General features: G+C 71.3%; 24 protein-coding genes and 1 pseudogene. 10 read left to right on the top strand and 15 right to left on the bottom strand.

What is annotated here, in order from left to right:
- Positions 1–33: 33 nt before the first annotated feature.
- From ACZ7HQ_RS04900 to ACZ7HQ_RS04875, 6 genes are all read right to left on the bottom strand, one after another.
- Complete coding sequence (locus ACZ7HQ_RS04900) at positions 34–1,131, bottom strand: calcium:cation antiporter (RefSeq protein ID WP_470984703.1); 1,098 nt, start codon at positions 1,129–1,131, stop codon at positions 34–36.
- 66 nt (positions 1,132–1,197) lie between these two features.
- Positions 1,198–2,199, bottom strand: a complete 1,002-nt coding sequence (locus ACZ7HQ_RS04895; RefSeq protein ID WP_470984700.1) for a TerC/Alx family metal homeostasis membrane protein — start codon at positions 2,197–2,199, stop codon at positions 1,198–1,200.
- Positions 2,200–2,422: 223 nt separating this feature from the next.
- Entirely contained in the window at positions 2,423–4,477 is a 2,055-nt protein-coding gene (locus tag ACZ7HQ_RS04890) for a TerD family protein (protein ID WP_470984698.1), read from the bottom strand.
- 54 nt (positions 4,478–4,531) lie between these two features.
- Positions 4,532–5,110 carry a TerD family protein gene (locus ACZ7HQ_RS04885; RefSeq protein WP_470984696.1) on the bottom strand — a complete coding sequence of 193 codons (579 nt, stop codon included), beginning with the start codon at positions 5,108–5,110 and terminating at the stop codon, positions 4,532–4,534.
- 157 nt (positions 5,111–5,267) lie between these two features.
- Positions 5,268–7,415, bottom strand: coding sequence for an excinuclease ABC subunit UvrB (gene uvrB / locus ACZ7HQ_RS04880; protein ID WP_470984693.1), 2,148 nt, complete (start codon positions 7,413–7,415; stop codon positions 5,268–5,270).
- A gap of 40 nt (positions 7,416–7,455) precedes the next feature.
- Entirely contained in the window at positions 7,456–8,322 is an 867-nt protein-coding gene (locus ACZ7HQ_RS04875) for an MHYT domain-containing protein (RefSeq protein ID WP_470984690.1), read from the bottom strand.
- Between the two features lie 278 nt (positions 8,323–8,600).
- Here ACZ7HQ_RS04875 and ACZ7HQ_RS04870 point away from each other — a divergent pair, with 278 nt between their 5' ends.
- Both ACZ7HQ_RS04870 and ACZ7HQ_RS04865 read left to right on the top strand, forming a co-directional pair.
- Positions 8,601–9,461: a glycerophosphodiester phosphodiesterase gene (locus ACZ7HQ_RS04870; protein ID WP_470984688.1), complete on the top strand. Its 861-nt coding sequence runs from the start codon at positions 8,601–8,603 to the stop codon at positions 9,459–9,461.
- Positions 9,462–9,502: 41 nt separating this feature from the next.
- A complete protein-coding gene (locus tag ACZ7HQ_RS04865) occupies positions 9,503–10,057 on the top strand; it encodes a methylated-DNA--[protein]-cysteine S-methyltransferase (protein WP_470984686.1) in 555 nt (184 codons plus the stop codon).
- A gap of 11 nt (positions 10,058–10,068) precedes the next feature.
- Here the strand turns inward: ACZ7HQ_RS04865 and ACZ7HQ_RS04860 are convergent, their stop codons facing one another.
- Positions 10,069–10,500: a VOC family protein gene (locus ACZ7HQ_RS04860; RefSeq protein WP_470984683.1), complete on the bottom strand. Its 432-nt coding sequence runs from the start codon at positions 10,498–10,500 to the stop codon at positions 10,069–10,071.
- A 100-nt stretch (positions 10,501–10,600) separates the two neighbouring features.
- Here ACZ7HQ_RS04860 and ACZ7HQ_RS04855 point away from each other — a divergent pair, with 100 nt between their 5' ends.
- Together ACZ7HQ_RS04855 and ACZ7HQ_RS04850 are read left to right on the top strand one after the other, a co-directional pair.
- Positions 10,601–11,509: a pseudouridine-5'-phosphate glycosidase gene (locus ACZ7HQ_RS04855; protein WP_470984681.1), complete on the top strand. Its 909-nt coding sequence runs from the start codon at positions 10,601–10,603 to the stop codon at positions 11,507–11,509.
- The gene (locus tag ACZ7HQ_RS04850) at positions 11,506–12,423 is read left to right on the top strand and encodes a carbohydrate kinase family protein (protein ID WP_470984678.1); all 918 of its coding nucleotides are present in this window, start codon (positions 11,506–11,508) and stop codon (positions 12,421–12,423) included. Before ACZ7HQ_RS04855 ends, ACZ7HQ_RS04850 begins: the two co-directional genes overlap by 4 nt.
- 282 nt (positions 12,424–12,705) lie before the next feature.
- On the opposite strand, the gene ACZ7HQ_RS04845 is transcribed toward ACZ7HQ_RS04850, so the two are convergent.
- Positions 12,706–13,500, bottom strand: coding sequence for a class I SAM-dependent methyltransferase (locus ACZ7HQ_RS04845; protein WP_470984675.1), 795 nt, complete (start codon positions 13,498–13,500; stop codon positions 12,706–12,708).
- Positions 13,501–13,690: 190 nt separating this feature from the next.
- Here ACZ7HQ_RS04845 and corA point away from each other — a divergent pair, with 190 nt between their 5' ends.
- The gene (gene corA / locus ACZ7HQ_RS04840; protein WP_470984674.1) at positions 13,691–14,818 is read left to right on the top strand and encodes a magnesium/cobalt transporter CorA; all 1,128 of its coding nucleotides are present in this window, start codon (positions 13,691–13,693) and stop codon (positions 14,816–14,818) included.
- Positions 14,819–14,850: 32 nt separating this feature from the next.
- Here corA and ACZ7HQ_RS04835 read toward each other — a convergent pair whose 3' ends face one another.
- Positions 14,851–15,483, bottom strand: a complete 633-nt coding sequence (locus ACZ7HQ_RS04835; RefSeq protein WP_470984671.1) for a nucleoside/nucleotide kinase family protein — start codon at positions 15,481–15,483, stop codon at positions 14,851–14,853.
- 763 nt (positions 15,484–16,246) lie between these two features.
- On the opposite strand from ACZ7HQ_RS04835, the gene ACZ7HQ_RS04830 reads away from it, so the two are divergent.
- Both ACZ7HQ_RS04830 and ACZ7HQ_RS04825 read left to right on the top strand, forming a co-directional pair.
- Complete coding sequence (locus ACZ7HQ_RS04830) at positions 16,247–16,942, top strand: DUF2293 domain-containing protein (RefSeq protein WP_470984668.1); 696 nt, start codon at positions 16,247–16,249, stop codon at positions 16,940–16,942.
- Positions 16,943–17,164: 222 nt separating this feature from the next.
- Entirely contained in the window at positions 17,165–18,652 is a 1,488-nt protein-coding gene (locus ACZ7HQ_RS04825) for a glutamate synthase subunit beta (RefSeq protein WP_470984666.1), read from the top strand.
- Positions 18,653–18,729: 77 nt separating this feature from the next.
- On the opposite strand, the gene ACZ7HQ_RS04820 is transcribed toward ACZ7HQ_RS04825, so the two are convergent.
- The gene (locus ACZ7HQ_RS04820; protein ID WP_470984663.1) at positions 18,730–19,248 is read right to left on the bottom strand and encodes a carboxymuconolactone decarboxylase family protein; all 519 of its coding nucleotides are present in this window, start codon (positions 19,246–19,248) and stop codon (positions 18,730–18,732) included.
- 46 nt (positions 19,249–19,294) lie between these two features.
- Here ACZ7HQ_RS04820 and pdxR point away from each other — a divergent pair, with 46 nt between their 5' ends.
- Positions 19,295–20,755, top strand: a complete 1,461-nt coding sequence (pdxR, locus tag ACZ7HQ_RS04815; protein ID WP_470984662.1) for a MocR-like pyridoxine biosynthesis transcription factor PdxR — start codon at positions 19,295–19,297, stop codon at positions 20,753–20,755.
- Positions 20,756–20,773: 18 nt separating this feature from the next.
- Here the strand turns inward: pdxR and ACZ7HQ_RS04810 are convergent, their stop codons facing one another.
- Together ACZ7HQ_RS04810 and ACZ7HQ_RS04805 are read right to left on the bottom strand one after the other, a co-directional pair.
- On the bottom strand, positions 20,774–21,028 hold the full coding sequence (locus ACZ7HQ_RS04810) for a DUF397 domain-containing protein (RefSeq protein ID WP_470984659.1): 255 nt from the start codon (positions 21,026–21,028) through the stop codon (positions 20,774–20,776).
- On the bottom strand, positions 21,029–21,889 hold the full coding sequence (locus ACZ7HQ_RS04805; RefSeq protein WP_470984656.1) for a helix-turn-helix domain-containing protein: 861 nt from the start codon (positions 21,887–21,889) through the stop codon (positions 21,029–21,031).
- A gap of 239 nt (positions 21,890–22,128) precedes the next feature.
- On the opposite strand from ACZ7HQ_RS04805, the pseudogene ACZ7HQ_RS04800 reads away from it, so the two are divergent.
- Positions 22,129–22,731 (top strand): annotated as a pseudogene (locus tag ACZ7HQ_RS04800) (ATP-binding protein); the annotation flags it as partial.
- 338 nt (positions 22,732–23,069) lie between these two features.
- Positions 23,070–23,444, top strand: a complete 375-nt coding sequence (locus tag ACZ7HQ_RS04795) for a hypothetical protein (RefSeq protein WP_470985207.1) — start codon at positions 23,070–23,072, stop codon at positions 23,442–23,444.
- A 93-nt stretch (positions 23,445–23,537) separates the two neighbouring features.
- Here the strand turns inward: ACZ7HQ_RS04795 and ACZ7HQ_RS04790 are convergent, their stop codons facing one another.
- From ACZ7HQ_RS04790 to ACZ7HQ_RS04780, 3 genes are all read right to left on the bottom strand, one after another.
- Positions 23,538–23,714, bottom strand: coding sequence for a hypothetical protein (locus ACZ7HQ_RS04790; protein WP_470984654.1), 177 nt, complete (start codon positions 23,712–23,714; stop codon positions 23,538–23,540).
- 154 nt (positions 23,715–23,868) lie between these two features.
- The gene (locus tag ACZ7HQ_RS04785) at positions 23,869–24,513 is read right to left on the bottom strand and encodes a DUF899 domain-containing protein (protein WP_470984651.1); all 645 of its coding nucleotides are present in this window, start codon (positions 24,511–24,513) and stop codon (positions 23,869–23,871) included.
- Positions 24,514–24,626: 113 nt separating this feature from the next.
- Positions 24,627–25,790, bottom strand: coding sequence for a cytochrome P450 family protein (locus ACZ7HQ_RS04780; RefSeq protein WP_470984649.1), 1,164 nt, complete (start codon positions 25,788–25,790; stop codon positions 24,627–24,629).
- Between the last annotated feature and the right edge of the window lie 10 nt (positions 25,791–25,800).

Genomic DNA, 25,800 nt, shown 5'->3' with positions numbered 1-25,800 from the left:
GAGCGTGGAACGGGCCCACGGACAGGAAGACGCCTACGGGTTGATCGCCAGCTCCAGGTACGCCGCGAAGAGCACGAGGTGAACGCCGCCCTGCAGGGGGGTGGCCCGTCCCGGCACCACCGTCAGGGAGCTGACCACCACGGTCAGCGCAAGCAGCAGCATGTGCGTCGGGCCCAGACCGAGGACGAGCGGTCCGGACAGCCACACCGAGGCGAGGGCGACGGCCGGGATGGTCAGGCCGATGCTGGCCATGGCCGAGCCGAGAGCGAGGTTGAGGCTGGTCTGCACCCGGTCGCGGCGGGCCGAGCGCAGCGCGGCGATCGTCTCCGGCAACAGGACGAGCAGGGCGATGATCACACCGACGACGGCTTGGTGCAGGCCGGCTGCCTGCACGCCCGACTCGATGGTGGGCGACACACCCTTGGCCAGGCCGACCACGCCGATCAGGGCCAGGCCGAGCAGCCCGAGGCTGATCCAGGCGGTGCGAGCCGACGGGGGTCGGGCATGGTCGGCGGTGATGACCTCGCCCTGCCGGGTGATCGGCAGGAAGTAATCGCGGTGGCGCACGGTCTGGGTGGCCACGAACAGGCCGTACAGGATCAGTGAGGACAGTGCGGCGAAGGTCAGCTGCACCGTGGAGAACTCGGGTCCGGGCTTGCTGGTGGTGAAGGTCGGCAGCACCAGGCTGAGCGTGGCCAGCGTCGCCACGGTTGCCAGGGCGGCGCCGGTCCCCTCGGGGTTGAACACCGCGGTGCCGTGCCGCAGGGAGGCGACGAGCAGGCAGAGGCCGACGATGCCGTTGCAGGTGATCATCACGGCCGCGAAGACGGTGTCCCTGGCCAGGGTGGAACTCTTGTCGCCGCCGTCGGCCATGAGGGTGACGATCAGGGCCACTTCGATGACCGTGACGGCGATGGCGAGCACCAGCGAGCCGAAGGGCTCGCCGACGCGGTGAGCGACGACCTCGGCGTGGTGTACGGCGGCCAGGACGGCGCCGGCGAGCACCACGGTCACCAGGGCGACGAGCGCGCCGGGCAGATCACGGCCCCAGGTGAAGGCCAGGAGGACGACCGCGAGGACGGGCACGAGGAACGTCCATTGCGGGGTGAGCGACCGGAGCCGAGTGATCATGCGGCGATGTTCGCAGAGACGTACAGGATTCGCATTCAGATCTTTTCGGATACTTCTCCTCCTTGGTCAGGCATCGACGCTGCCCTTCGGGGCGCCTTCCCCGTCGGTGTGCGCCGCCTCGACAGCCGCCTGCTTCCTGGAGGCCATCAGGCTGGTGAGGGTCGTGACGACCAGGACCACGCAGATCACACCCAAAGAGACCGGGATGCTGATCTCGGGGACGTGGACGCCGGACTCGTGCAGCGCGTGCAGCACCAGCTTGGCGCCGATGAAGCCGAGGATGATCGACAGGCCGTACGAGAGGTGGACCAGCTTCTTCAGCAGGCCGCCGATGAGGAAGTACAGCTGCCGCAGACCCATGAGGGCGAAGGCGTTGGCGGTGAAGACGATGTAAGGGTCCTGGGTCAGGCCGAAGATCGCGGGGATGGAGTCCAGGGCGAACAGGACGTCCGTGGTGCCGATGGCGAGCATCACGACCAGCATCGGGGTCATGACCCGCTTGCCGTTCTGCTGGATCCACAGCTTGGTGCCGTGGTACCGGTCGGCCACGCCGAACTTGCGCTCGGCGGCCTTCAGCAGCTTGTTCTCCTCGTACTCCTCGTTCTCTTCGTCCGCGCGGGCCTCCTGGATGAGCTTCCAGGCGGTCCATATCAGGAAGGCGCCGAACAGGTAGAACACCCAGGAGAAGCTGGCGATGATCGCGGCTCCCGCAGCGATGAAGACGGCTCGCAGGACCAGGGCTATGAGTACGCCGACGAGCAGGACACGCTGCTGGTACCGGCTTGGCACCGCGAACTTCGCCATGATCAGGACGAAGACGAAGAGGTTGTCGACACTCAGCGACTTCTCGGTGATGAATCCCGCGAAGAACTCGCCGGCCGGCCGGCCGCCTCCGAAGACGAGGAGACCGAGGCCGAAGAGTCCGGCCAGGGCGATCCAGACGACGGTCCAGATACCGGCTTCCTTGACCGACACTTCATGCGGCTTGCGTCCGATGAAGAAATCGACCGCGATCAGGGCGGCCAGGCCCATGATGGTCAGGACCCACAGGGTCACGGAGACTTCCACTGCACCTCCGGCATTACGTCACAGCAAACACGTCAGCGTCGTCGCTGCCGGAGGTCTCTTCCACCCGCGCGGGGCCGACGCCCCGGGACCGGATCCGGTCCGTACTGACGGGTGCGTCGCAGTCAGGGAGTACTCCCCTCCGTACGGAGAACAGTACCCCAACCACCAAGGGAAGGTAAAGAGAAAAGTAAAATAAAGACCAAAGATGCAGGTCAAAGGCTCTTTACCTTCGCTTGGTCAGGGCCCTCGCCACCTCCGTGAGGACCTGATGCACGATCTGGCTGCCGGCCGGCACCAGCGAGGGCTCATAGGTCCAGGCATGCCCGACCCAGGGGTCGGCGAAGTGGTCGTCGGGCACGGGGGTGAGTCGCATCAGTGAACGCCACAGCGGATCGAGCAGGGGGCCGTACGCCGCAGCGTCCTCGCGGTCGGCCACCAGCAGGAGGTGCACACCGACGTCGGGTCCCTCGTCGGCGAGATAGCGCAGGCGGGTCACGGCCCGGTCGTCGAAGCCGTGCGGGAAGTCGTTGACGATCAGCAGCTGGCGCGCGGTGTCGACAACGGCCGGCAGCGATTCGGGGGCGCCGCCGCGCAGCGCCATCTGCACCAGATCGACCCGCCGGGTGAGTCTCTCCAGCATCTCCGTCACCCCGGCCGCACCGGTCGCGGGTCGCGCGGTGAGCACGCCGGTGCGCATGAGCGGACCGAGCGCCGCGGTCCCGGCGCCCGCTGGGTCGATGACCTGCACGGCGAAGTCCCCCGCCGGATGCACTGCGAGCAGCCGCACCGCGAGCGTGACCGCCGCCTCCATGGCCCGGTGCCGCAGTTCGGCGGCGTCCGGGAAGCCGTCGGATGCGGCCGCGGACCCGCTGTCGAGCCACAGGCCGCGCTCCAGCGGCAGCCTGACCAGCATGGGGATGCGCAGCGGGCCGCTCTCGGGCAGATGGAGGTCGCCGAGGCGCAGGGCCATCGGCTCTTCGGCGGGCACCCGGTAGCCGTGCCAGACGGGGTTGTCCCAGCGGGCGTAGGCGGGCGGCAGCGCGGGCTCGACCACCTCGGATTCTGCGGTGAGCTGGGCGAGATCACGGTCGAGGACCGCGCGTGCCTGGTCCACCAGCTGCGTCCGGCGGTCGTGGGCCGTCTGACGCGCGGCGTCCCCCGCGGTGCCGAGCCGGCCGTGGGGATCGCTGAGGGCCTGGTCGAGTTCCTTCTCCAGACGGGAGTCGGCGAAGTCGACGGCGCTGCGGTAGGCGGCGGTCGTCCGGGCCAGGTCCTCGAACATGCCCCAGACCTGGTTGTACAGCCGTTCCTCCATCGACCAGCCCACCGCGTCACCCGCGACGGGCTGCGCGGGCGGGCCGTCGGCGGGCACGGGCGCCGCAGGCAGTGTGCCGTGCGGGCGGCGGCCGGGGTGCGTGTAGTCGACCCGGGCGCCGGGATTGCCTGGGCCGGCGTCGGATGCCCGGTCGTCGTAGGGGTTCCGCACGTCGTAGGACGGTTCCCCGCTGGGCCGCTGCGCGGCGTACGAGGGGGCCGGACCCCCCGTCGCGGAGGGGGGAGCGTCCGCAGGCTCGGGGGCGTGGGCGTCGTACGGCGCGGAAGGCGGCGTGTCGCGGGCCGCGGCAGTGGAGGCGTCGTGCGAGACGGTCGTGGAGGCGTCCCGGGGCGCGCGAGCCGCGGTGTCCGGCGGCGTCGGTACTGCGGACGGGACCGGCAGCGCGCGGGACGGCCCGTGAGCCGCCGCCTCGTGGATGGCGGCCGCGAGGTCGGTGACGTCGCGCAGCCCCTGATCGGCGAGGAGCGCCGTCAGGCCGGCCTCGTAGCCCTGGCCCACCGCGCGCACTTTCCAGGCGCCCTGTCTGCGGTACAGCTCCAGGGCGAGCACGGCCGTCTCGCTGTCCAGGCCGGTGAGGGTGTAACAGGCGACTTCGCTGCCATCGGGGCCCTCGACCGCGGTATGCGGGGCGGCGACGGCACCGAACCGCAGCGGTGTTCCGGACCCTGGGGGCAGGGCAAGGAAGACGTCGACCCGGTGGACGGTTTCGGGCAGGGCGCCGAGGTCGACGGCCAGCCGGTGTTCGGTGGCGGCCTGCCGGGTCACCTCGACGCCGGGTAGAGCGGGGGCGCCGGGGTGGGCCACCCACTGGGTGCCGTGCACCCTGCCGTTCTCGTCGCCGAGGGTGGCCCCGGCCAGCACCGGCGTCCCGGCCGAGATCCGGATCACCAGCCGGATCTGGGACAGCGGGTGGTTCTGCCCCCGCACCAGTTCGGCCGTCATCGCCGTCGCCCCCTGTGTCGTTGTGTCGTGCGCCCCGCCGGTCGAGCGGCGGTCCTACAGGTGCGGCAGGATCGCCGGCATCAGGTCCTGGAAGGTTCGGCCGTTGGCGGGGCTGCCCAGGGCAGTCATCGTCCAGCTCGAGCCCACACGGTGCACCTTCGCCATGATCTGGGCGGTGTAGTCGCCGCCGCCGTCCAGCGTGTAGCGGGCCAGTTCCTGGCCGTTGGTCTCGTCCACCAGGCGGCAGAACGCGTTCTGCACCTCCTGGAAGGTCTGACCGGTGAAGGAGTTCACGGTGAAGACGATCTGGTCGATGTGGACCGGGACGCGCTGCAGATCCACCAGGATCGCCTCGTCGTCACCGCCTTGGCCCACGCCGCCGACGAGGTTGTCGCCGGTGTGGCGGACGGAGCCGTCGTCGCTCACCAGGTGGCGGAAGAAGACGACGTCGACCGGCTGCTTCTCGGCGAAGAGCACGGCGGAGGCGTCCAGGTCGATCTCGCGAGTGCGGGAGCCGAAGAGACCGCGCCGCTTCGCCGCCTGCCAGCCGAGCCCCATACGGACCGCGGTCAGGGTGGCCCCGTCCTTCTTCTCCAGGCTGATGGCCTGACCCTTGCTCAAGTTGACGGACACCGCTGAATCCCCTCTCGAAGGTCCCCTGTTGCCGCGCAGTGCGCGGTTGTCCAGAACCCTACGCAGAGGCACCGACCGTGCCGAACCCCGGCCCGCGCTTTGTGTCGGTGTTGCAACACTTGGCGCGTATGCCGAGGTCCGGAGGGGTGGCGCGGGATCAGGCGAGGCCCGCCTCCCGCATCTGGCGCAGTTCCTTCTTCATCTCCGAGACCTCGTCGCGCAGCCGGGCCGCGATCTCGAACTGCAGCTCCGCGGCGGCGGCGCGCATGCGCTCGGTCATCTCCTCGATCTGCTCGGCGAGTTCGGCCGCAGGGCGGTCCGTGGGCGCCGTGGCCACGGCCTTTCCCTTGGCAGTCTTGCCTGCCCTCGTGCCCTTGGCCGCCTTGTCGCCCAGCGACGGGACGGGGGCCTTGGCGGCCTTGCCGTCCTTGGACTTGCGGTAGCCGGAGCCGAGGAGCTGCTCGGTGTCGACCTCTTCACGGGCGATCTGCGCGACGATGTCGTTGATCTTCTTGCGCAGGGGCTGCGGGTCGATGCCGTTGGCCTTGTTGTAGGCGATCTGCTTCTCCCGGCGGCGATTGGTCTCCTCGATGGCCTTCTCCATCGCCGGGGTGATCTTGTCGGCGTACATATGGACCTGGCCGGAGACATTGCGCGCCGCGCGGCCGATGGTCTGGATGAGTGAGGTGCCCGAGCGCAGGAAGCCCTCCTTGTCGGCGTCCAGGATCGCCACCAGGGACACCTCGGGCAGGTCGAGGCCCTCACGGAGGAGGTTGATGCCGACCAGGACGTCGTACTCACCGGCGCGCAGTTCGCGCAGCAGTTCGACGCGGCGCAGCGTGTCGACGTCGCTGTGCAGATAGCGCACCTGGATGCCGAGCTCCAGGAAGTAGTCGGTGAGGTCCTCGGCCATCTTCTTGGTGAGCGTGGTGACGAGGACGCGCTCGTCCTTCTCGGTGCGCTTGCGGATCTCGTGCACGAGGTCGTCGATCTGGCCCTCCGTGGGCTTGACCACGACCTCCGGGTCGACGAGACCGGTCGGGCGGATGATCTGCTCGACGAAGCCGTCGGACCGTGACAGCTCATAGGGGCCCGGAGTCGCCGACAGATAGACGGTCTGGCCGATGCGCTCCTGGAACTCCTCCCATTTCAGGGGGCGGTTGTCCAGCGCGGAGGGCAGCCGGAAGCCGTGGTCGACGAGGGTGCGCTTGCGGGAGGCGTCGCCCTCGTACATGGCACCGATCTGCGGGACGGTGACGTGCGACTCGTCGATGACGAGCAGGAAGTCGTCCGGGAAGTAGTCCAGCAGGGTGTTGGGCGGGGAGCCGGGCAAGCGGCCGTCGAAGTGCATCGAGTAGTTCTCCACGCCGGAGCAGCTGCCGATCTGGCGGAGCATCTCGATGTCGTACGTGGTGCGCATCCGCAGGCGCTGGGCCTCCAGGAGCTTGCCCTGCTTCTCCAGCTCGGCCAGGCGCTCCCCGAGCTCCTTCTCGATGTCGTTGATGGCCCGCTCCATGCGCTCGGGGCCGGCGACGTAGTGGGAGGCGGGGAAGACGTACAGCTGCTGGTCGTCGCTGATGATCTCGCCGGTGAGCGGGTGCAGCGTGGACAGCGCCTCGATCTCGTCGCCGAACATCTCGATGCGGACGGCCAGTTCCTCGTAGACCGGGAAGATCTCGATGGTGTCGCCGCGGACCCGGAAGGTGCCGCGGCTGAAGGCCAGGTCGTTGCGCGTGTACTGGATGTCGACGAAGCGGCGCAGCAGCTCGTCCCGGTCGATCTCGTCGCCGATCCTGAGGGGGACCATCCGGTCCACGTACTCCTGCGGCGTACCCAGGCCGTAGATGCAGGAGACCGAGGCGACCACGATGACGTCGCGCCGGGTGAGCAGCGAGTTCGTCGCCGAGTGGCGCAGGCGCTCGACCTCCTCGTTGATCGAGGAGTCCTTCTCGATGTAGGTGTCCGACTGCGGGACGTAGGCCTCGGGCTGGTAGTAGTCGTAGTACGAGACGAAGTACTCGACCGCGTTGTTCGGCAACAGCTCACGGAACTCGTTGGCCAGCTGGGCGGCCAGCGTCTTGTTCGGCGCCATCACGAGCGTGGGGCGCTGGAGCTTCTCGATCATCCACGCTGTGGTGGCGGACTTGCCGGTGCCGGTCGCGCCCAGCAGGACGACGTCCTTCTCACCGGCCTCGATGCGCTTGGCCAGGTCGGCGATGGCCGTCGGCTGGTCGCCGCTGGGCTGGTAGGGGCTGACGACCTCGAAGGGCGCCACCGTGCGTTCGATGTGGGAAACGGGCCGCATGTCATCCACCGTACGACCCCGCACTGACAACCGGTCCGGATCAGCGATTCTGCGGGGTCCGGGAGACCTGGTGCACGGCGCGGCGCTCCTCGTGGAGGGCCGCACGGCGCTCCGGGTAGGAAGCGGCGGCGGTGGCCGGGACACCCGGTTTGTGCTCGATGGGCCTGGGGACGGGCCGGCCCATCACCATCAGCGGGTCGAAGATCACCACGACGCCAGCGAGGAGCAGGAAGGCGAGCGGGCCGACCAGCATGGGGGCGAGCACGGACGGCTCCGGCACGCCTCCGGCGGCGTGGGGGGCGCCGTCGAGATGGACGCCGAGGGCGGCCATGCCCGTGTAGTGCATGCCGGTGACGGCGAGCCCCATGACGAGGCTGGCCCCCACGCTCCACAGGAAGCCCCGGACGCGTCCGGCGGCCCACAGGGCGGCGGTCGCGCCCACGACCGCTATGACGACGGAGGCGCCGACGGTGAGCGTGTTGTAGGTGAAGCGCCCGTGGAAGCGCACGCCCGCCATGCCGAGGTAGTGCATCGAGGCGACACCCAGACCGGTGATCGTGCCGCCGGTGAACAGGGGGGTACCGGTGGCCCCCCGGTAACCGACGATGAAGATCCCGACCCCGACCATGACGATGGCGAGGCCGAGGCTCGCATAGGTGATCGTTTTGTCGTAGTGGATCGGTGTCTCCTTGATGGCGAAGCCCGTCATGGCCACGAAGTGCATGGTCCAGATGCCGGAGCCGATCGCGGCAGCGCCGAGGGCCAGCCAGGCGGGCCGCCAGGAGTGCGTGACCAGCAGGGACCGGGTCGTGCAGCGCAGCCCGAGGGCGCCGCCGAGGCAGGCCATCAGATAGGCCACCAACGGGGTGACGGCCCCGTAGCTGAATCCGTCGACCGTGCCTTGCATTCGCGGCTGCCCTTCCGCCCTTTTGCGTCCCGGAATACCCGATATGTTCCCCCGGCCCAGGACCGCGCCGACGGTCAGGGTTGTCGCAGAGAGTATGACCCCCACCGGAATGGTCGAACGATTTTCCGGCAAAGAAACACGGCCTTGCCTCAGTTGTGCCGTACCGGTGAGCGGACCTGGACATCTGCATGCAGTGTGTGTCCATCGTGCGCCGAGTGCTGTTGACGGTCTGCTGTCAGTCTGGTGCTGTCGGTATTCGTTCGACGCGAGGAGTCTGCATGCACGCGTGCGTAGTTGCCGCCGCCGTCCTTGGGGCGGCGGCCCTGCCGAGCGCCACCTCCGACGCCCCGGCCGTCGGCATGGCCGTGCCCGCGGTGATCGCCCACCGGGGAGCCTCCGCCTACGCTCCCGAGAACACGCTGGCCTCGATCGACAAGGCCGCGCAGCTGGGCTTCTCCTGGGTCGAGAACGACGTCCAGCGCACCAAGGACGGCGAGCTGGTCGTCATCCACGACGACAGCCTGCAGCGCACCACGAACGTCGAGCAGCTCTTCCCCGGCCGGGCCCCGTGGAAGGTGAAGGACTTCACCGCCGCCGAGATCGCCCGGCTGGACGCGGGCAGCTGGTACTCCCCCGCGTACGCGGGCACGCGCGTGCCGACGCTCAAGGAGTACATGTGCCGGATCGAGCACAACCACGAAAAACTCCTCCTGGAGATCAAGAATCCTGAGCTGTACCCGGGCATCGAGCAGCAGACCCTGAAGCTTCTGGGCAACGAGGGCTGGCTGGACCACAAGCATCTCGGACGGCTGGTCGTGCAGAGCTTCAGCGCCGGCAGCATCCGCACCGTGCACGAGCTGAGGCCCGCGGTCACCACCGCCTACCTGGGGTCGCCGGCCGCTGCGGAACTGCCCCGGTACGCGGGCTACACCGATCTGATCAACCCCTCGTACGGGTCGCTCACCCAGGCGTACGTCTCGGCCGTCCACGCCGTCCGCGGACCGCACGACAAGCCGCTCGGGGTGTTCGCCTGGACGGTGAACGACGCGGCCACGGCACGCCGGGTCGCTGGCTACGGCGTCGACGGGATCATCACCAACAAGCCCGACGTGGTGCGCGCGGCGCTGGGTGCCCACTGAGCGGGGCGGGCGTTGTCAGTGGTGGGTCGTACCGTGGGCGCATGGACAGCCATGGGCAGGATGAGCAGCGGGTCGTGTGGGCCGTGGTGGGCACGGACATCGGTCCGCTGATGCTGGCGGCGACCCGTGACGGCCTGGTCAACGTCGTCTTCCACGCCACGGACGCGGTGCGCGACCGCGCCCTGGAACGGCTGGCGGCCAGGCTGGGCGGCACTCCCGTGGAGGATCCGGCCTCGCCGCTGCTGGCAGAGGCGATACGCCAGCTGCGGGCGTACTTCGCGGGCGAGCGGCAGGAATTCGACCTGCCACTGGACTGGTCGCTGATCTCCGGCTTCAACCGGCAGGTCCTGCGCGAGCTGGCGTCCGGCGTGCCCTACGGCGCGGTGGTGGGGTACGGCGATCTCGCCGGGCGGGTAGGGCAGCCCGGCGGGGCTCAGGCGGTCGGCGCCGCGATGGGGGCGAATCCGCTGCCGGTGGTCGTGCCGTGTCACCGGGTGGTGGAGAGCGACGGCGGCATCGGCGGTTTCGGGGGTGGGCTGGAGACCAAGCGCAAGCTGCTCGCCCTGGAGGGTGTGCTCCCCGAGCCGCTGTTCTGACCAGGGTCCGGTCAGTCGTCGTAGTGCCGGGCCTCGAAGACGTTGCCGTCGGGGTCCCGGAAGTAGAAGGTGCGCGGGGCCCTGCCACGGGCGCCGAACGAGTCGTGGCCGATGTCGCTCATGGGTACGCCATGCTCCTCCAGCCGGGCACGCAGGGCGTCGAAGGCGTCAGCCGGCAGGGCCAGGCAGATGTGGTTGACCGGGTGGCCGGCGGCGTCGGCCGCGCCGGGCAGCATGTCCATGTGCGCGGCGGAGGTGAACGGAACGAGGTCCAGGATGGTCTCCTCGTTGACGCGTACGGAGGGGAATGACGTCTTTCCGTTCGCGTACTCGGCGACCCTCACGGGTTCCAGGCCGACGGCCTCCTGGTAGAAGCCGGCCGCGGCGACCGGATCGGCCACCCACAGGACGACGTGGTCGAGACGCGTGCTGTTCTTCCTCATGCGCCCCAGGCTCGTGGCATCGCCCACAGGCCGCAAGCGTTTAGCGGCCGGCGGCGCCCGCCAGAGATGAGGAAGGGCCGACGGACAGGAGGCGGTGCACGTGGTGCTGATGGTGTCGGAAGAGGTCCGGGAAGCGGTCGAGGCGGGGCGGCCGGTGGTGGCCCTGGAATCCACGATCATCGCGCACGGCCTGCCCCGCCCGCGGAACCTGCAGGTGGCGCTGGAGCTGGAGGACGCGGTACGGCGGGAGGGCGCCGTACCGGCGACCATCGCCGTGCTCGACGGTCGTCCGCGTGTGGGGCTGGACAAGGAGCAGCTGGAGCGAGTCGCGAACGAGGACGGCATCCGCAAACTGGGACACCGCGATCTGCCGCTCGCCGTTGCGGCGGCCGCGAGCGGGGCGACCACGGTGTCGGCGACGGCGCAGCTGGCCGCGCTGGCGGGCATCCGGGTGTTCGCCACCGGCGGGCTGGGGGGTGTGCACCGGGAGTGGACGGTGACCCAGGACGAGTCGGCCGACCTGGGCCTGCTGGCACGCACCCGCATCACGGTGGTCTGCGCGGGCGTGAAGTCGATCCTGGACGTGCCGGCGACCCTGCAACGGCTGGAGACGCTGGGCGTGGCCGTCGCCGGCTACGGCACGGGCCGGTTCCCCGGCTTCTACCTGGCGGACTCGGGGCATCCGGTCGACTGGACGCTGGAGACCCCGGAGCAGGTCGCGGGGGTCATGCGGGCGCAGGACGCGCTCGACGCGCCGGAGTCGGCGCTGATCGTCGCCAACCCGGTCCCCGAGACGGAACAGCTCGATCCGGAACTGCACGCGCGCGTCCTCGCCGACGCGCTGCACGCCTGCGCGGAGCAGGGCGTCACCGGGCAGGCAGTCACCCCGTTCCTGCTGGACTACCTGGTCCGGCACACCGACGGCGCCTCCCTGAGCGCCAATCTGGCGGCCGTGCGCGGCAACGTACGGCTGGCGGCGCGGATCGCCACGGCGTGGACGAGGGGATGACTGCGAACGGGGCCCTGCTGGTCGTCGGCGACGTGGTCACGGATGTGGTCGCCCGGCACCGGGGGCCGCTCGCGGCCGGCACCGACACGGCCGCCGCGATCCGGACGCTGCCGGGCGGCGCGGGCGCGAACGTGGCCTGCTGGGCCGCGCACACGGGGTGTGCGGACGTACGGCTGCTCGGGCGGGTCGGCGCGGACGCGGCCGCATGGCACGAGCGTGAGCTGGCCGCGGCCGGAGTGCGGCCCCGGCTGGTGGTCGATCCGACCGCGGCGACCGGGACGGTGATCTGTCTCGTCGACACGGGTGCGGCGGCGGAGCGTACGTTCCTCACCGACAGCGGGGCGTCTTTGCGGCTCGAACCCGCCGACTGGTCGGACGCGTTGCTCGACGGCGTCGCCCGGCTGCACTTGTCGGGGTATCTGCTGTTCACGGAGCCGAGCCGGGAACTGGCGCGGACCGCGCTCGCGGCAGCACGCGCGCGTAGCGTGCCGGTCAGCCTGGATCCGGCTTCGGCGGGCTTCCTGGTGCGGCTGGGAGTGGACCGCTTCCTGGCGTTCGCGGAGGGGCTGGACCTCTTGCTGCCCAGCCGGGACGAGGCGTGTCTGCTGACGGGCCTGCCGGATCCGGTGGACGCGGCGGCCAAACTGAGCCGTCTCGTTCCGCTGGTGGTGGCCAAGGCGGGCGCGGACGGTGCTCTGGTGGCCCGCTCCGGCAGCGTGCCGGCCAGGGTCCCGGCGACGCCCGCGGTCGCTCGTGACACGACGGGCGCCGGCGACGCCTTCACCGGCGCCTTCCTCGCCGCCCTCCTCAGCGGCGCGACCCCGGAGGAAGCGGCGGTCCAGGGCTGCCGGGCGGGCGCGGAGGCGGTGGAGCGGGTGGGCGGCAGACCGCCGCGTGCGGGGGGCGAGGGCTAGCCACGGGCGGGGGGCCGGCCACGGGGAGAGGGGTGGACGCTGCCGTGCGGCAAAGGCAGTCCGGCCGGCCTTGGGGGAGACCGCCGCGCCTGGGCAGCGCCCGGAAGGCCACGCCTGGGGGTAGACCGCCGCGCGTGAGAGGCGGCCGACGCGCCCAGCGGCGAGGGCGGGCCGCCCATCGGTGCCAGCGGGACGGGTGCAGCCGCGGCGCGACGGGTCCGGCCTCGCGAGGCGCGGGCAGGGCGGCCGGAACCTCGCGTCGCGTCGCGTCGGCCCAGTCGACTACGCCTTCTTTCCCCACGCCGAGATCATCGGTGCGGTGACCAGGTCCATGGCACCGGTCGCGACGTTGGCCAGGTGCTGGTCGATCTCCTCGTCGGTGGCCAGCCCCGCGGTGACGAGCCTGTTGCGGATCTGACGAACCGTCGCGGCCTCGAGGGCGGTGCAGGCGGGCGACGCCACCGGGAAGAACGCATCGGCTTCCACGCCGCTCAGTCCGGCTTCGCGCAGGAGGCGCGGGAGTTTGCGGCCGTACGACAGATCCGCGCCACGTTCGGCGAGCAGCCTGCGGAAGCCGTGGCGCAGCCGGTTCGCCAGCCGCTGCTCTGGGCCGTACTCATCAGGGCAGGTCAAGGGCTGGAGGGCGGGGTCGGCGTCCTCGACCAACAGCAGTCCGCCGGGCCGCAGCGCTTGGATCATGCACCGCAACGCCCTTTCCCGGTCCGGGACATGAACGAGGACGAGCCGGGCGTGGACCAGGTCGAAGCCCTCGCCCGGCGGTTCCTCCGCGCCGACGTCGTGGACGCGCACCTCCACCGGCGGGCGGGCAGCGGCGGCGAGCCGTGTCGTGTCGATGTCGGTCGCCACGACCCTGCCGGTGGGGCCCACCTTCTCGGCGAGCCAGGACACCACGGAGGTACCGCCGGCCCCGACCTCCCAGCAGCGCCAGCCGGGTTTGATGCCGAACGCCTCGATGTGCCGGAAGGTCGTGGGGTCGAAGAGGGTGGCGAAGGCGTCGAAGCGCCGTGCCGCCTCGTTCTGCCGGTTGTCCAGGAGGTATCCGTCGGATGGCGTCATGCCACGATGATTCCAGTTCACCGGGCTTGACCGACCGGGCCGGCGCAGCCGTGGCGCGCTTCGTCCACAGGCGGGAACCAAGCGGAACACTCCCTTCCCACAGGCTTACCCGCGCTTTGCCCTCGACTGGCAGACTTGCCGGACAAGGCGCGGAGGCGTTGCTCGAGGAGATCCAAGCGAGGAGATCCAGATGTCCATGGCGGGGAATCTGCGGAAGGTCACGGGGTTGAGCGGGGTCGGCGGCCTGCGCAGGGTGGCGCGGCTGGCCCGGCGGCGGCCACGCGTGGACCTGAGCCATCCCGCCAGGTCACCGCTGGGCTCGTCGGTGGTCAACTGCGTGACGTACCAGGACGGCGTGCGCGTGCCGCAGTGCACGGACCTCGTGGACGCCCTGCGGATGGTGCGCAAGACCGGCGAGGGATTCGTCTGGCTCGGGCTGCACGAGCCGACGGACCGCGAGTTCGCGGGCATCGCCGAGCTGTTCGACTTGCATCCGCTGGCGGTGGAGGACGCGGTCGAGGCACACCAGCGCCCGAAGCTGGAGCACTACGGGGACACGCTCTTCGCGGTGTTCAAAACGGTCTGCTACGTGGAGCACGAACAGCTGACGGCGACCAGCGAGGTGGTCGACACCGGCGAGATCATGGTGTTCGTCGGCGAGGACTTCGTCATCACGGTGCGGCACGGCCGGCACGGCTCGCTGGGGCCGCTGCGCGAGGAGCTGGAGGCGCATCCGCTTCAGCTGGCCAAGGGGCCCGCGGCGGTGCTGCACGCGATCGCCGACCATGTCGTCGACGACTACCTGCACGTCACGGACGCGGTGCAGGCCGACATCGACCAGGTCGAGACGGAGGTGTTCTCGGAGAACGGCGCTCGCCTCGACCCCGGCCGCATCTACCAGATGAAGCGTGAACTGCTGGAGCTGAAGCGGGCGGTGGTGCCACTGGGCCGTCCGGTGGAGGACCTGGCCACTCGGCCCATACGGGTCGTCGCCCCGGAGATACAGGCCTACTTCCGGGATGTGCTCGACCATCTGATACGGGCCAAGGAACAGATCGCCGCGTTCGACGAACTGCTCAACTCGATCCTGCAGGCCCACCTCGCGCAGGTGACCGTCGCGCAGAACGAGGACATGCGGAAGATCACGGCCTGGGCCGCGGTGATCGCCGTGCCGACGATGGTGTGCGGCGTGTACGGCATGAACTTCGACCACATGCCGGAGCTTCACTGGCAGTTCGGCTATCCACTGGTCATGGCGGTCATGGTGGGGGCGTGTCTGGTGCTGTACCGGGGCTTCCGGCGCAACGGCTGGCTCTGAGCCGCGGGGACCCGCGGCCCGGCCGCTCCCGATCAGCCGCTCCAGGCCGGATGGCGGGGGTCGTCGGCGCGTACGAGGACGTCCGCCGTGCCGGCGGGGTCGGTCTCGGACTCGTAGCGCTCGAAGGCGGGCAGCGTCCAGTGGTCGGCCTCGGGGGTGCGGCGGCGTAGGGCACCCGGTGAGAGGAAGAGGTGCACGCTCAGGTCGAAGGGGAACCAGTGGCGCAGCAGAAGGGGGCCGTGGAGCAACAGGATTCCGCCGGGCGGGAGTTGGACATAGGGGCTGCGGGTGGCCCGGTCGGTGGCCGGATCCCACAGGTCGGGCAGGACGCGCCCGCTGCCGCCGGGGTCCAGCGGGCCGAAGACCTCGCGCCACAGGGCGCTGGTGTCGAACCATCCGCCGTAGTACGACTCCGCGTCCTGGTGGCCGTGTTCCAGGCGGAGCGATGCGGGACGCAGGAAGCCCTCGGCGCCGACCACGAGCGAGGGCCGGCCCCGCACCCGTAGCGCGTCAGCGACCCGCTCGGCGAGGTCGCCGGGCCGGGCTGCCGGGGCCCCGTCGAAGCCGACACGCGGCCAGGCGCTTCCATCGGCCGGCTGAACACCGGCCAGCCGGTCGGCGAGCAGCTCGGCGAGACGGTCCCAGGTGATCGCTTCGAGTCGCACGGGACCATGATGCCGGGTGGTGGGGAGGTGCTGAGGGGGAGGTGACGGTGCCTGCCGGGCGAGGGGGCGGTGGGCGGAACGGGGGCAGTCCGGTCGGCAGCCCTTGAGGCGACGGTCGCTGCCAGGAGCGCGCGGCGCACCGGGACCGGGAAGGCACGGGCCGGGGAAGGCGTGGGGGACGGTGGCTGCCGGTAGACGGGACGTGTGCTGAAGACCGGGACGTCCCGCTGGGGAAGCCGCTCGATCCCGGGTTCTTCATGAAGGCGGCCGATGCGCTGCTCGACGGGCTCGCCGGCGCCGGGGTGGGCCGGGCTCGTCGCGGTGGGACCGGGTGCGAACCTGTTCGGGCCGGGCGGGCGGCCGGTGATGGACGACCCGGTGGCGTTCCCGCCGGATTCCCCCCTTCGCGCGGGCGCACACCGCGGGCCTGGAGCGGTTGCGGGAACACGCGGACGGGCCCGTCGACCGATGCTCACAGCCGCCGGGCAGCTGGAGCACGGCGGGCCGCGTACGGGGCGGTATCGCCTCGGCGGCGAACGACTGCCCGGAGTCCGGGGTGGGGAGGGCGGCGAGCACGGTGGTGAGCCGTAGCCGTCGTACGCGAACCTCGCGGTGGCGGTGGTGGACGAGATCCAGGCTCCGTTGCGGCACCGTACGCGCGTGCCGGTGTTCAACTTCCGGAGCGAGGAGGGGGCGGCATACGGAAGGAGAAGGAACAGGGAGGGCAGGGGAGGGGCGGGCGGGGACGGGGAAAGTACCGCGTATGGCCCTTCCCTCAACCCCCCACTCCCCCGGTCGGCTTGTCGTCATCCAGGCGCTGAAGCCCAAGCGGTGCGCCGCTTGCCGGCGCGGGCCGCTGTCCCTGCTCGTGCTGGAGGACGGGGCACCGCGCTGCCTGAACTGCGCGGATCTCGGTCACCTGGTGTTCCTGCCGCGCGGGGACACCGCGCTGACGCGCAGGTCCAGGGAGGAGAGCGGGCTGTCGGTCGTGGTGGTGCGGTTCAACCGGCGCAAGAGCCGTTACGAACGGCAGGGCGTCCTCGTCGAGGAGGGGGCGCTGGCCCGGGCCGAGGCCCGCTGTCTGGCGGACGCGGAGGCGCGGCGCCGGCGGCGGGCGCGGGACGCTCGGCGCAGAGCGGTGGAGGACGAGCGGTTCGCGGCGGCGTTCGCGGCCGAGATCCTCCGGTTGTTTCCGGGCTGCCCGGCCGACCGCGCGCGAGCGGTCGCGGCGCACGCGTCCGCGCGGGGCAGCGGGCGGGTCGGGCGCAGCGCAGCCGGGCGGGCACTGTCGGAGGGCGCGGTGATCTCGGCGGTCGTGGCGGCCGTACGGCATGTGGACACCCCGTACGACCAGCTGCTGATGCGCGGGGTGTCACGGTATGAGGCACGGCGCCGGATCGCCCCGGCCGTGGAGGGCGTGCTGCGGGCCTGGCAGGCCGCCGGGGCGGATGTGGGCTGAGAGCCTGAGGGATCTCCGGGAGTGCCGGCGGCGTCACGCACCGGCCCGGGGGCGCCGCGAGAAAGCGCTGTCCGCCACTCTGCGCGGTCGTCGGTGCGGACGTATCGTGGCCGAAAGAGTGCGCAAGGGCGGAAGGAGAGTGCTGAAGGAGGCCGCCCGACGGCGCACGGCCCGTCGTACACCCGGTACCCCTCGTGGTACCCGTACGCGAGGAAGACGACCATGGCCGATCCCAAGGGGTTCATGACCACGCCGCGCCAGGAGTGGCCGCGGCGGCCCGTCGAGGAGCGGGTGCGGGACTGGGACGAGGTGTACGTCCCGGGAGCACTGCTGCCCATCATCAGCAAGCAGGCGGACCGGTGCATGGACTGCGGGATCCCCTTCTGCCACGACGCCTGTCCGCTGGGCAATCTGATCCCGGAGTGGAACGACCTGGTCTCGCGGGAGGACTGGCGGGCGGCGAGTGACCGGCTGCACGCCACCAACAACTTCCCCGAGTTCACCGGGCGGTTGTGTCCGGCGCCGTGCGAGGCGGGGTGCGTGCTGGCGATCAACCAGCCGGCCGTCACCATCAAGAACGTCGAGTGCGCGATCGCCGACCGGGCCTGGGAGGAAGGTTTCATCCCGGCGCGGCCGCCGGACCGGCTGACCGGGAAGACGGTCGCCGTCATCGGCTCCGGCCCCACCGGACTCGCCGCGGCACAGCAGCTGACCCGGGCCGGGCACACGGTCGCCGTGTATGAGAAGGACGACCGGATCGGCGGGCTGATGCGGTACGGGATTCCCGAGTTCAAGATGGAGAAGCGGCATCTGGAGCGGCGTGTCGAGCAGATGCGGGCCGAGGGGACCAAGTTCCGTACGTCGACGGCGGTCGGGCGGGACGTGGGGGCGGTGGAGTTGCGTGGACGGTACGACGCCGTCGTCATCGCCACCGGCGCGACCGCGTGGCGGGAACTTTCGGTGCCGGGCCGGGAGTTGAACGGGATACACCAGGCGATGGAGTATCTGCCGCTGGCCAACCGAGTGTGTGAGGGGGATCTGGAGGCTTCACCGCTGTCCGCGGCCGGCAAGCACGTGGTGATCGTGGGCGGTGGCGACACCGGGGCGGACTGCCTGGGGACGGCGGTGCGCGAAAGGGCAGCGTCCGTGACCCAGCTGGACATCTACGGGCAGCCGGGCGCCGAGCGCGACGAGGACACCGAGCCGTGGCCGACGTACCCGAAGATCTACCGGCTGTCCGCAGCGCACGAAGAGGCGCGGGACCTGCGTACGGCACCGGCGGCGGACGCGGACGCGCGGCTGTTCGCGGCGTCCACGCTCCGCTTCACCGGGGACGACAGCGGTCGGGTCCGGTCACTGCATCTGGTCGAGGTCGACGAGTCTCGCCGTCCCGTGCAGGGCACCGGGCGGACGCTGCCCGCCGATCTCGTGCTGCTCGCCCTCGGGTTCTCCGGGCCCGACCAGGGGGACGGGCTGATCGGACAGTTGGGCCTGGAGCTGCTTCCGCGCGGCACGATCGCGCGGGACGACGGTTTCGCGACCAACGTCCCGGGCGTCTTCGCGGCCGGGGACGCGGCGCGCGGCCAGTCGCTCATCGTGTGGGCGATCGCCGAGGGGCGGGCGGTGGCGGCGGCCGTCGACCACTATCTGACCGGGAGTTCACGCCTGCCGGCACCGGTCTCTCCGAGGGACAGGCCGATGAGGGTGTAGCCGTCGCCGGCACGTTTCCCGTGGCCGTTCGCCGACCTGACGCGGCGCCGGCGCGCCACCGGGCCGCGGAGTGCCGGTCAGCGCTTCCGCTCGTCCGTCCCGGCCACCTTCCCCGTGGACAGGGCCACCCGGTTCCACGTGTTGATCGTGCAGATGAGAGCGATGACGTGGGCCAGTTCCTCCTCGTCGAACCGGGCGGCGGCCTCGGCGTAGACGGTGTCGGGGACGCCCGCGTCGGCGACGAGGGTCAGCGCCTCCGTGAGGGCGAGGGCGGCCTGCTCCTTCGGGGTGAAGAAGTGCCGGGCCTCGCGCCAGACCGCGACCATGTGCAGCCGGTCGTCGCTCTCACCGGCCTTGCGGGCGTCGTTCGTGTGCATGTGCAGGCAGTAGGCGCAGTGGTTGAGGTGCGAGGCGCGGATCTGGACCAGCTCGACCAGCGTCGGGTCGAGGCCGGTGCGGGCGGCGGCGTCGAAACCGATGAGGGCGCGGAAGACCTTCGGGGCTGACCGCGCGAAGTCCAGTCGGGTCCGGGCCGTCCCGGCCTGGGTGACCGCGGTGGTGATGTCAGCTGCGGTGGTGACCGTGTTCGTCGTCATGGCTTCAACCTACGGGCCCGATAGACCGGTTGTAGAGTTCATTTCCATGACAGAATCGTGGGTCAATTCCGCGGAGCGGATCGGCGCCGATCTGCATCTGGAACTGTCGGGTCCGGGCGGGCGGCGAGCGGCGCTGACCCAGGCGCTGCGGGAGGCCGTGCGCAGCGGACGGCTGACGCCGGGCACCCGTCTGCCGCCGTACCGGTCGCTCGCCGCCGATCTGGGCGTGGCCCGCAGCACGGTGGCCGACGCCTACGCGGAACTGGTCGCGGAGGGCTGGCTGACCGCCCGCCAGGGGTCGGGCACCCGGGTGGCCGACCGGGCTGAGCCGCTGCGACCCGCCGCGCGGACACCCGTGGAGGCACCTCCACGCCCGCGTGGCCCGCGGCACGAGCTGCGGCAGGGCACGCCGGACGCATCGGCGTTCCCACGGGCGGCCTGGGCGGCCTGCTACCGGCGGGCGCTGCTGGCGGCACCGAACGAGGCGTTCGGGCCGGGGGACCCGGCCGGGCGCCGGGAGCTGCGGGAGGCACTGACCGAATATCTGGCACGCGCGCGTGGGGTGCGGACCGAGCCGGACCGGATCGTCATCTGCTCGGGCTTCGGGCACGCGCTGCGGTTGCTGTTCGGCCAGGGAGGGGGTGGGGTGCTGCGCGGTCCGCTGGGCGTGGAAGCGTACGGGCTGGACTTCCATCGGGGGCTGCTCGCCACGGCCGGGGTGCGGACGGTGCCGCTCCCGCTGGACGAGGACGGCGCACGCGTGGACCTGCTGGAGCGGGAGCGGGCCGTACTGCTCACTCCTGCGCACCAGTTCCCGACCGGCGGCCCGCTGCACCCGGAGCGCCGGGCGGGCGTGCTCGAGTGGGCAGGCGCGCGTGGGGCGGTCGTCCTGGAGGACGACTACGACGGCGAGTTCCGGTACGACCGCAGGCCCGTCGGCGCGCTGCAGGGTCTCGATCCGGAACGGGTGATCCATATCGGGTCGGTCAGCAAGAGCCTCTCGCCGGCGCTGCGGCTGGGCTGGATGGTCCTGCCCGAGCGGTATGTGGAGCCCGTGCTCGCGGCCAAGGGTGAGCGGGAGGGCTGGGCGAGCGTCCTGGACCAGCTGGCACTGGCGGAGTTCATCGTCTCCGGGGCGTACGACCGTCATGTGCGGCGCATGCGGCAGCACTACCGGCGCCGGCGTGACCGGCTCGTGGCCGCGCTCGCCGCGCACGCGCCGCACGTCGGGGTGACGGGCATCGCAGCCGGGCTCCACGTGGTGCTGCGGCTGCCGCCGGGCACCGAGCGGTCCACCGTGAAGGCTGCCGTGTGGCAGGGCGTCGCCCTGGACGGACTCGCCGCGTTCCGGCATCCGGAGGCAGGGGCGACCGTGGGTGACGGGCTGGTGGTGGGCTATGCGGCCGCCGCCGAACACGCCTACGGCGCGGCGCTGGAGGCACTGTGCGGGGTGCTGCCTCCCGAGCATCCCGGGCCTCCAGGATCCCCTCAAGGAAGGGGGGCATGAGACGACACGCGAACCGGATCAGGACAGCAGGAAGTCGGCCACCCCCGCCTTCGCCCCCTCGATGAACGCGGTCATCTCGTCCGCGGTGTAGATCAGCGCCGGGCCGTCCGGGTCGGTGGACTGGCGTACGGCGATCCGGCCGTCGGCCAGCTTCATCGCCTCCAGGCAGTTCCCGCCGTTGCCGCCGCTCCAGGGCTTGTGCCAGCCCTCGCTGCCCAGCTCCCGCGCCGGCATGCCGTTGTAGACGTGCCCGCGCGGCTCGATGCGATCCATTCACAGCTCCTTGCGGAGATCCCGGAGGATCTCCTTCGTGCGTTGCGCCGTGGCGGCCTGCGCCGCCATGCGGTCCATGACCTCCAGATGGGTCGCCACCTCGGTGCGCGAGTCCAGATAGACGGCGCCGGTCAGGTACTCGCTGTAGACCATGTCCGGCAGTTCCGGCATGGCGAAGCGGAACAGCACGAAGGGCCCGTACGTCCCCGGGTGCGGTCCGCTCACGAACGGGGCGACCTGGAGCGTCACATGGGGCAGCTTCGTGGCCTCGAGCAACTTGTCGATCTGCGCGCGCATCACCTCCGGAGGGCCGACCGGGCGGCGCAGGGCGGTCTCGTCCATCACCGCCCAGAAACGCGGGGCGTCGGGACGGGCGAGCAGCTGCTGGCGCTCCATGCGCAGGGCGACGTGCCGCTCGATGTCGTCCGGGCTCGTCTGGCCGATGGCACCGGACTTGAGCACACCCCGCGCGTAGTCCTCGGTCTGGAGCAGGCCGGGGACGAAGTGCGGCTCGTAGGAGCGGATGAGGCTCGCCGCGCCCTCCAGGCTGACGTGCATCGAGAACCAGCCGGGCAGGATGTCGTGGAAACGCTGCCACCAGCCGGGCCTGTTGGCCTCCTCGGCCAGCCGGACGAAAAGTCCGGCCTCCTCGTCCTGCACGCCGTAGGCCTTGAGCAGCAGCTGGAGATACGGGATCTTGAGGGCGACCTCGGCCATCTCCATGCGGCGGATGGTGGCGGGCGCGACGCGCAGGACGCGGGCGGCGTCCTCGCGCTTCAGCCCGGCGCGCTCCCGCAGGTCCAGCAGGCGCCGACCGAGGACCACCTGACCGACCGTCGGCGCGGACCGCGGTTCGCTCACGCTCCCACCTCCATCGAAAGCCCCACCGGCACTCCGCCGACAGCTCCACCGAAATGTTTCCCGACAGCCCTGCGGCGCCATTCGAAGATGCATTCGAAGACCGGGTCGGGTCTTCGATGCCCCCAATTGGCGCCGCTCGACGTGCTGTTGCGAGCAGTGTGCCACGGCCTCTGACCGAGTCACACAGCACTCTGCAACATTCAGAGTGACACTTGCCAAGTGTTCACGGCGGGGAGATAGTGGCAAGCGTGATTCCGTCCGCGCCCTTAGGAACAGATGCCGCAGACCGCCCCGGTCTCGGTGCCGCAACGGCAGGCCCTCAAGGGGGCGCGGCCGAGCGCCGGTTCCGCTTCGAGCTGGCCGCACATCCGGGTTCCGTCGCCCGGGCGAGGCGTCTGGCGCATGCCCGGCTGACCGGCTGGGAGGTCTGCGCGGACACCTGCGACAGCGCGGCCCTGGTCATGTCCGAGCTGGTCACGAACGCGATCGTGCACACCGCGAGCAGCCGCGTCGTGTGCGAGCTGCACGACCACGACGACACCGTGCGCATAGCCGTGCGCGACGAGGGCTGCGCCCCCGGCGAACCCCACCCGTCCCCGCAGCGGCCCGACGAGGAGCATGGGAGGGGACTGCTTCTCGTCGAGGCGCTGTGCCGGGCCTGGGGCGCCCGGGAACACGGTCCGGGACTGCTGGTCTGGGCCGAGCTGCCCCGCCGGGCCGAGGCGGACGACGGCACTTCCGCTCCTCGCAACGACCTGGGCTGGGGCGCCCGCCCCAAGCCGGGCCGCCCCGACGATTCCGACGAGGACGACTCCCCGGAGGGCCGCGACCACACTTCCGGACAGCCGGTGCACCGGCCACCGGAACAGCACCACCACGGGGCCCCGGAACAATCCCACCGCGGGGTCCCCGAACAGCCCCATCACATGGTCCCGGAACACCAGCATCACGGGGTCCGGGAGCAGCAGCACCTCCATGGAAGCCCGGAACACCACCGGCGCCGGCCCCTGGACCGGCCCCCGCACCACTCTCCGCTCCGGGCCCCCGAGCAGCGCCGTTCCGGGGAACGCCCGTGACCGGCGGCCACGGCGCCGACCGCCGGCACACCGCCGGCCCGGCCCAGCACGGCCCCGCCGATCTCACCCGGCACACCACCCCGGGCGGTCTCGGTCTCGACACCCTGGTGCGGCTCCAGCGCCGCCGGTCCACGCCGCAGGGGCCGCGTCGGCTGACCGTGCCGGACGACATGACCGCGCCGCTCGGCTGCGACGCCGTGGCCGTGCCCGATCGCCTCGGCCCGCTCGTCGTACCCCGGCTGCCCCGGCTGGGCTGTGTGTACGCCGACGGCGCCCGCTGGTGGTGGATCGTTCCGTCGGACTCCGACTACGCCCTGCCCTGGCCGTCCCCGGCCCACTACGCCCCCGGCGCCCTGGTCACCGGCACCGCCCGGCTCATCCACCGCCCGGACGGAGCGGTCCCCTACACCCCGCCGATCCCGCTGTACCTGGCCCTGTGCCGGGTGACGGGGACGGCGCCGGACTGGTCTCGGGCGTAGCCGCTGCGCCTGATACGGCCGTGACGCCTGGCGGAGTGCCGGGTTCCGGTTGTGCGGGCGGCTACGGGTCGCCTGTCGCCGGGCCGAGCGGCTTCACTCCGTGGCGTCACCGGCCCGCACGATCACCAGGAACGTGTCCGTCGCGAGGTCCATGACGACTTCCGCCGGCAGGCCTTCCAGACGCCGCGCGTGCGCGAACTCCTCCGCGGGCCAGGATCCCCGCGGACCACCGGCGGGAAAGCGTTCGAGCACGGTTCGCCCGTTCACCATCTCGCACCTCCAGTAAGCGTCGTGCTTGTTGGAGTTAACGCCCTGGAGGCGGAAAACGCCTCGCTCAGTGATGGGACTGAGACATTAGCTACACCCGCTCGGCGCGGACCGTGAGGAAGCGTTCACTTTGTGGCAGGAAATCGCACCGTCCGTGTCAGTAGTCGTACTCGTCGTGAAGGCGGAGCCGGTCACTGCCCGCGGGACTGCGGCCGAGCGCGGTGAGGTCGAGGAGACCGGCGGGGGTGCCGAGTCCGTCCAGCCCGTCGTCGTACACCGAGTAGGTGTGGAAGACACGGTCGTGGTCGCGCAGGAAGCAGCTGACGCCCGGGCGCTCGAGCAGGCCCCGGTCCGTTGGCACGGTGGCCTCGAAGTCGAGGTTGAAGTCGGTGTGGGACGAGGAGTACCAGGGCACCGCCCAGCCCATCCGCGCCTTGAACGGCAGGATCCGGGTGAACGGCGCCCGGGAGACGGCCGCGAACGCGGTGTTGCGGGCGCGCAGGTGGGCGAGGTGGCCGAGCTGGTCGAGGAAGGCCGAGCAGCACGGGCAGCCGGTCTCCCACTCCGGCGCGAACTTGAAGTGGTGGACGACGAGCTGGGCCCTGCCCTCGAAGAGGTCCAGGAGGGTGGCCTTGCCGTCGCCGCCCTCGAAGACGTACTCCGTGTCGACCTCGACCACGGGCAGCCGCCGCCGCTCGGCGCCGAGCACCTCGCGCGCCCGCCTGACTGCCTCCTCCTTGCGCAGCAACTCCTCGCGGGCCGCGCGCCACTGCTCGCGCGAGACGATCTCCGGAAACGACATGGGCTCTCCTGTCGACGGTCGGTTCGGGGTGGTGACCGCCGTGGGGAGCGAAACTCATCGCCGGGCACGAAAGTTCAGCGCGAAAGCTGAGTGCGAGAGTTGAGCGTGAGAGTTCAGTACGTCACGGGGAGGGCCCGCAGCCCCCGGGCACGCATCGACCGCCGCCACGTCAGCTCCCCCTCTGCGAGGGCGAGTCCGGGAAGGCGTTCCAGCAGGGCCGCCAGGGCGATCTCCGTCTCCGCACGGGCCAGCGGTGCACCGAGGCAGTAGTGGATGCCGTGACCGAGGGCGAGATGCCCGGCGGCGTCGCGGGAGAGGTCGAGGCGGTCGGGTCCGGGGAAGCGGGCGGGGTCACGGTCGGCGGCGGACAGGGACACCCAGACCGTGTCGCCCGCCGGGATGGTCACCCCGCCGATCGTCACGTCCTCGACCGGGAACCGGCGCATCGCGAGCAGCATGGGCCCCTCGTAGCGGGCGAGCTCCTCGACGGCGGCGGGGAGCCGTTCCGGGTCCTTGCGCAGGGCGGCGAGCTGGTCCGGGTGCTGGAGGAGGGCGAGCACGGCGTTTCCGATGAGCTGGACCGTGTTCTCGTACCCGGCGAAAAGGATGAGGAAGGCCAGGGACATCAGCTCGTCCTCACCGAGCCGGTCGCCCTCGTCGCGTACGGCGATCAGGTCGGAGAGGAGGTCGTCGGCGGGTGCCCGGCGCTTGGCGTGGAGGAGCCGGCTGAGGAAGTCGAGCATGGCCGCCATCGCCTCCTTGGTGGCGTGGGGCCGTGCCGGGTCGGGGGCCATGAGGCTGTCGGTCCACTGCCGGAAGTCCAGCCGGTCCCCCTCCGGGATGCCGAGCAGGTCGCAGATGACGGTGATGGGCAGCGGGGCGGCGTAGGAGGCGACCAGGTCGGTGCTGCCGTGCGGGCCGAGCGCGTCGAGAAGCCGGTCGGCGGTGCGCCGGATCGGCTCGCGGAGTTGTTCGACGCGCCGCGGGGTGAAGGCGCGGCCGACCAGGCGCCGGATGCGGGTGTGGTCGGGCGGGTCCATGTTGAGGAGGTTGGCGTCGAGGGCGGGCGGCAGTGAGAGGCCCTTGTAGCCGGCCGTGCCGCTGCGCTTGTCCAGCGAGAGCCGGGGATCGGCGAGCGCGGCCCGGACGTCGTCGTACCGGGTGACGAGCCAGGCGGCGGTGCCGTCCGGCCCGGTGATGCGGTGCACGGGCGCGGTGTCGCGCAGGCGCCGGTACGCGTCGTAGGGGTGGGCGATGAGACCGTCCGCGGGATCCATGAGGGGCAGC

This window comes from Streptomyces sp. NPDC037290 (genome assembly GCF_055603245.1).
This window is presented reverse-complemented; position numbering and strand designations above follow the sequence as displayed.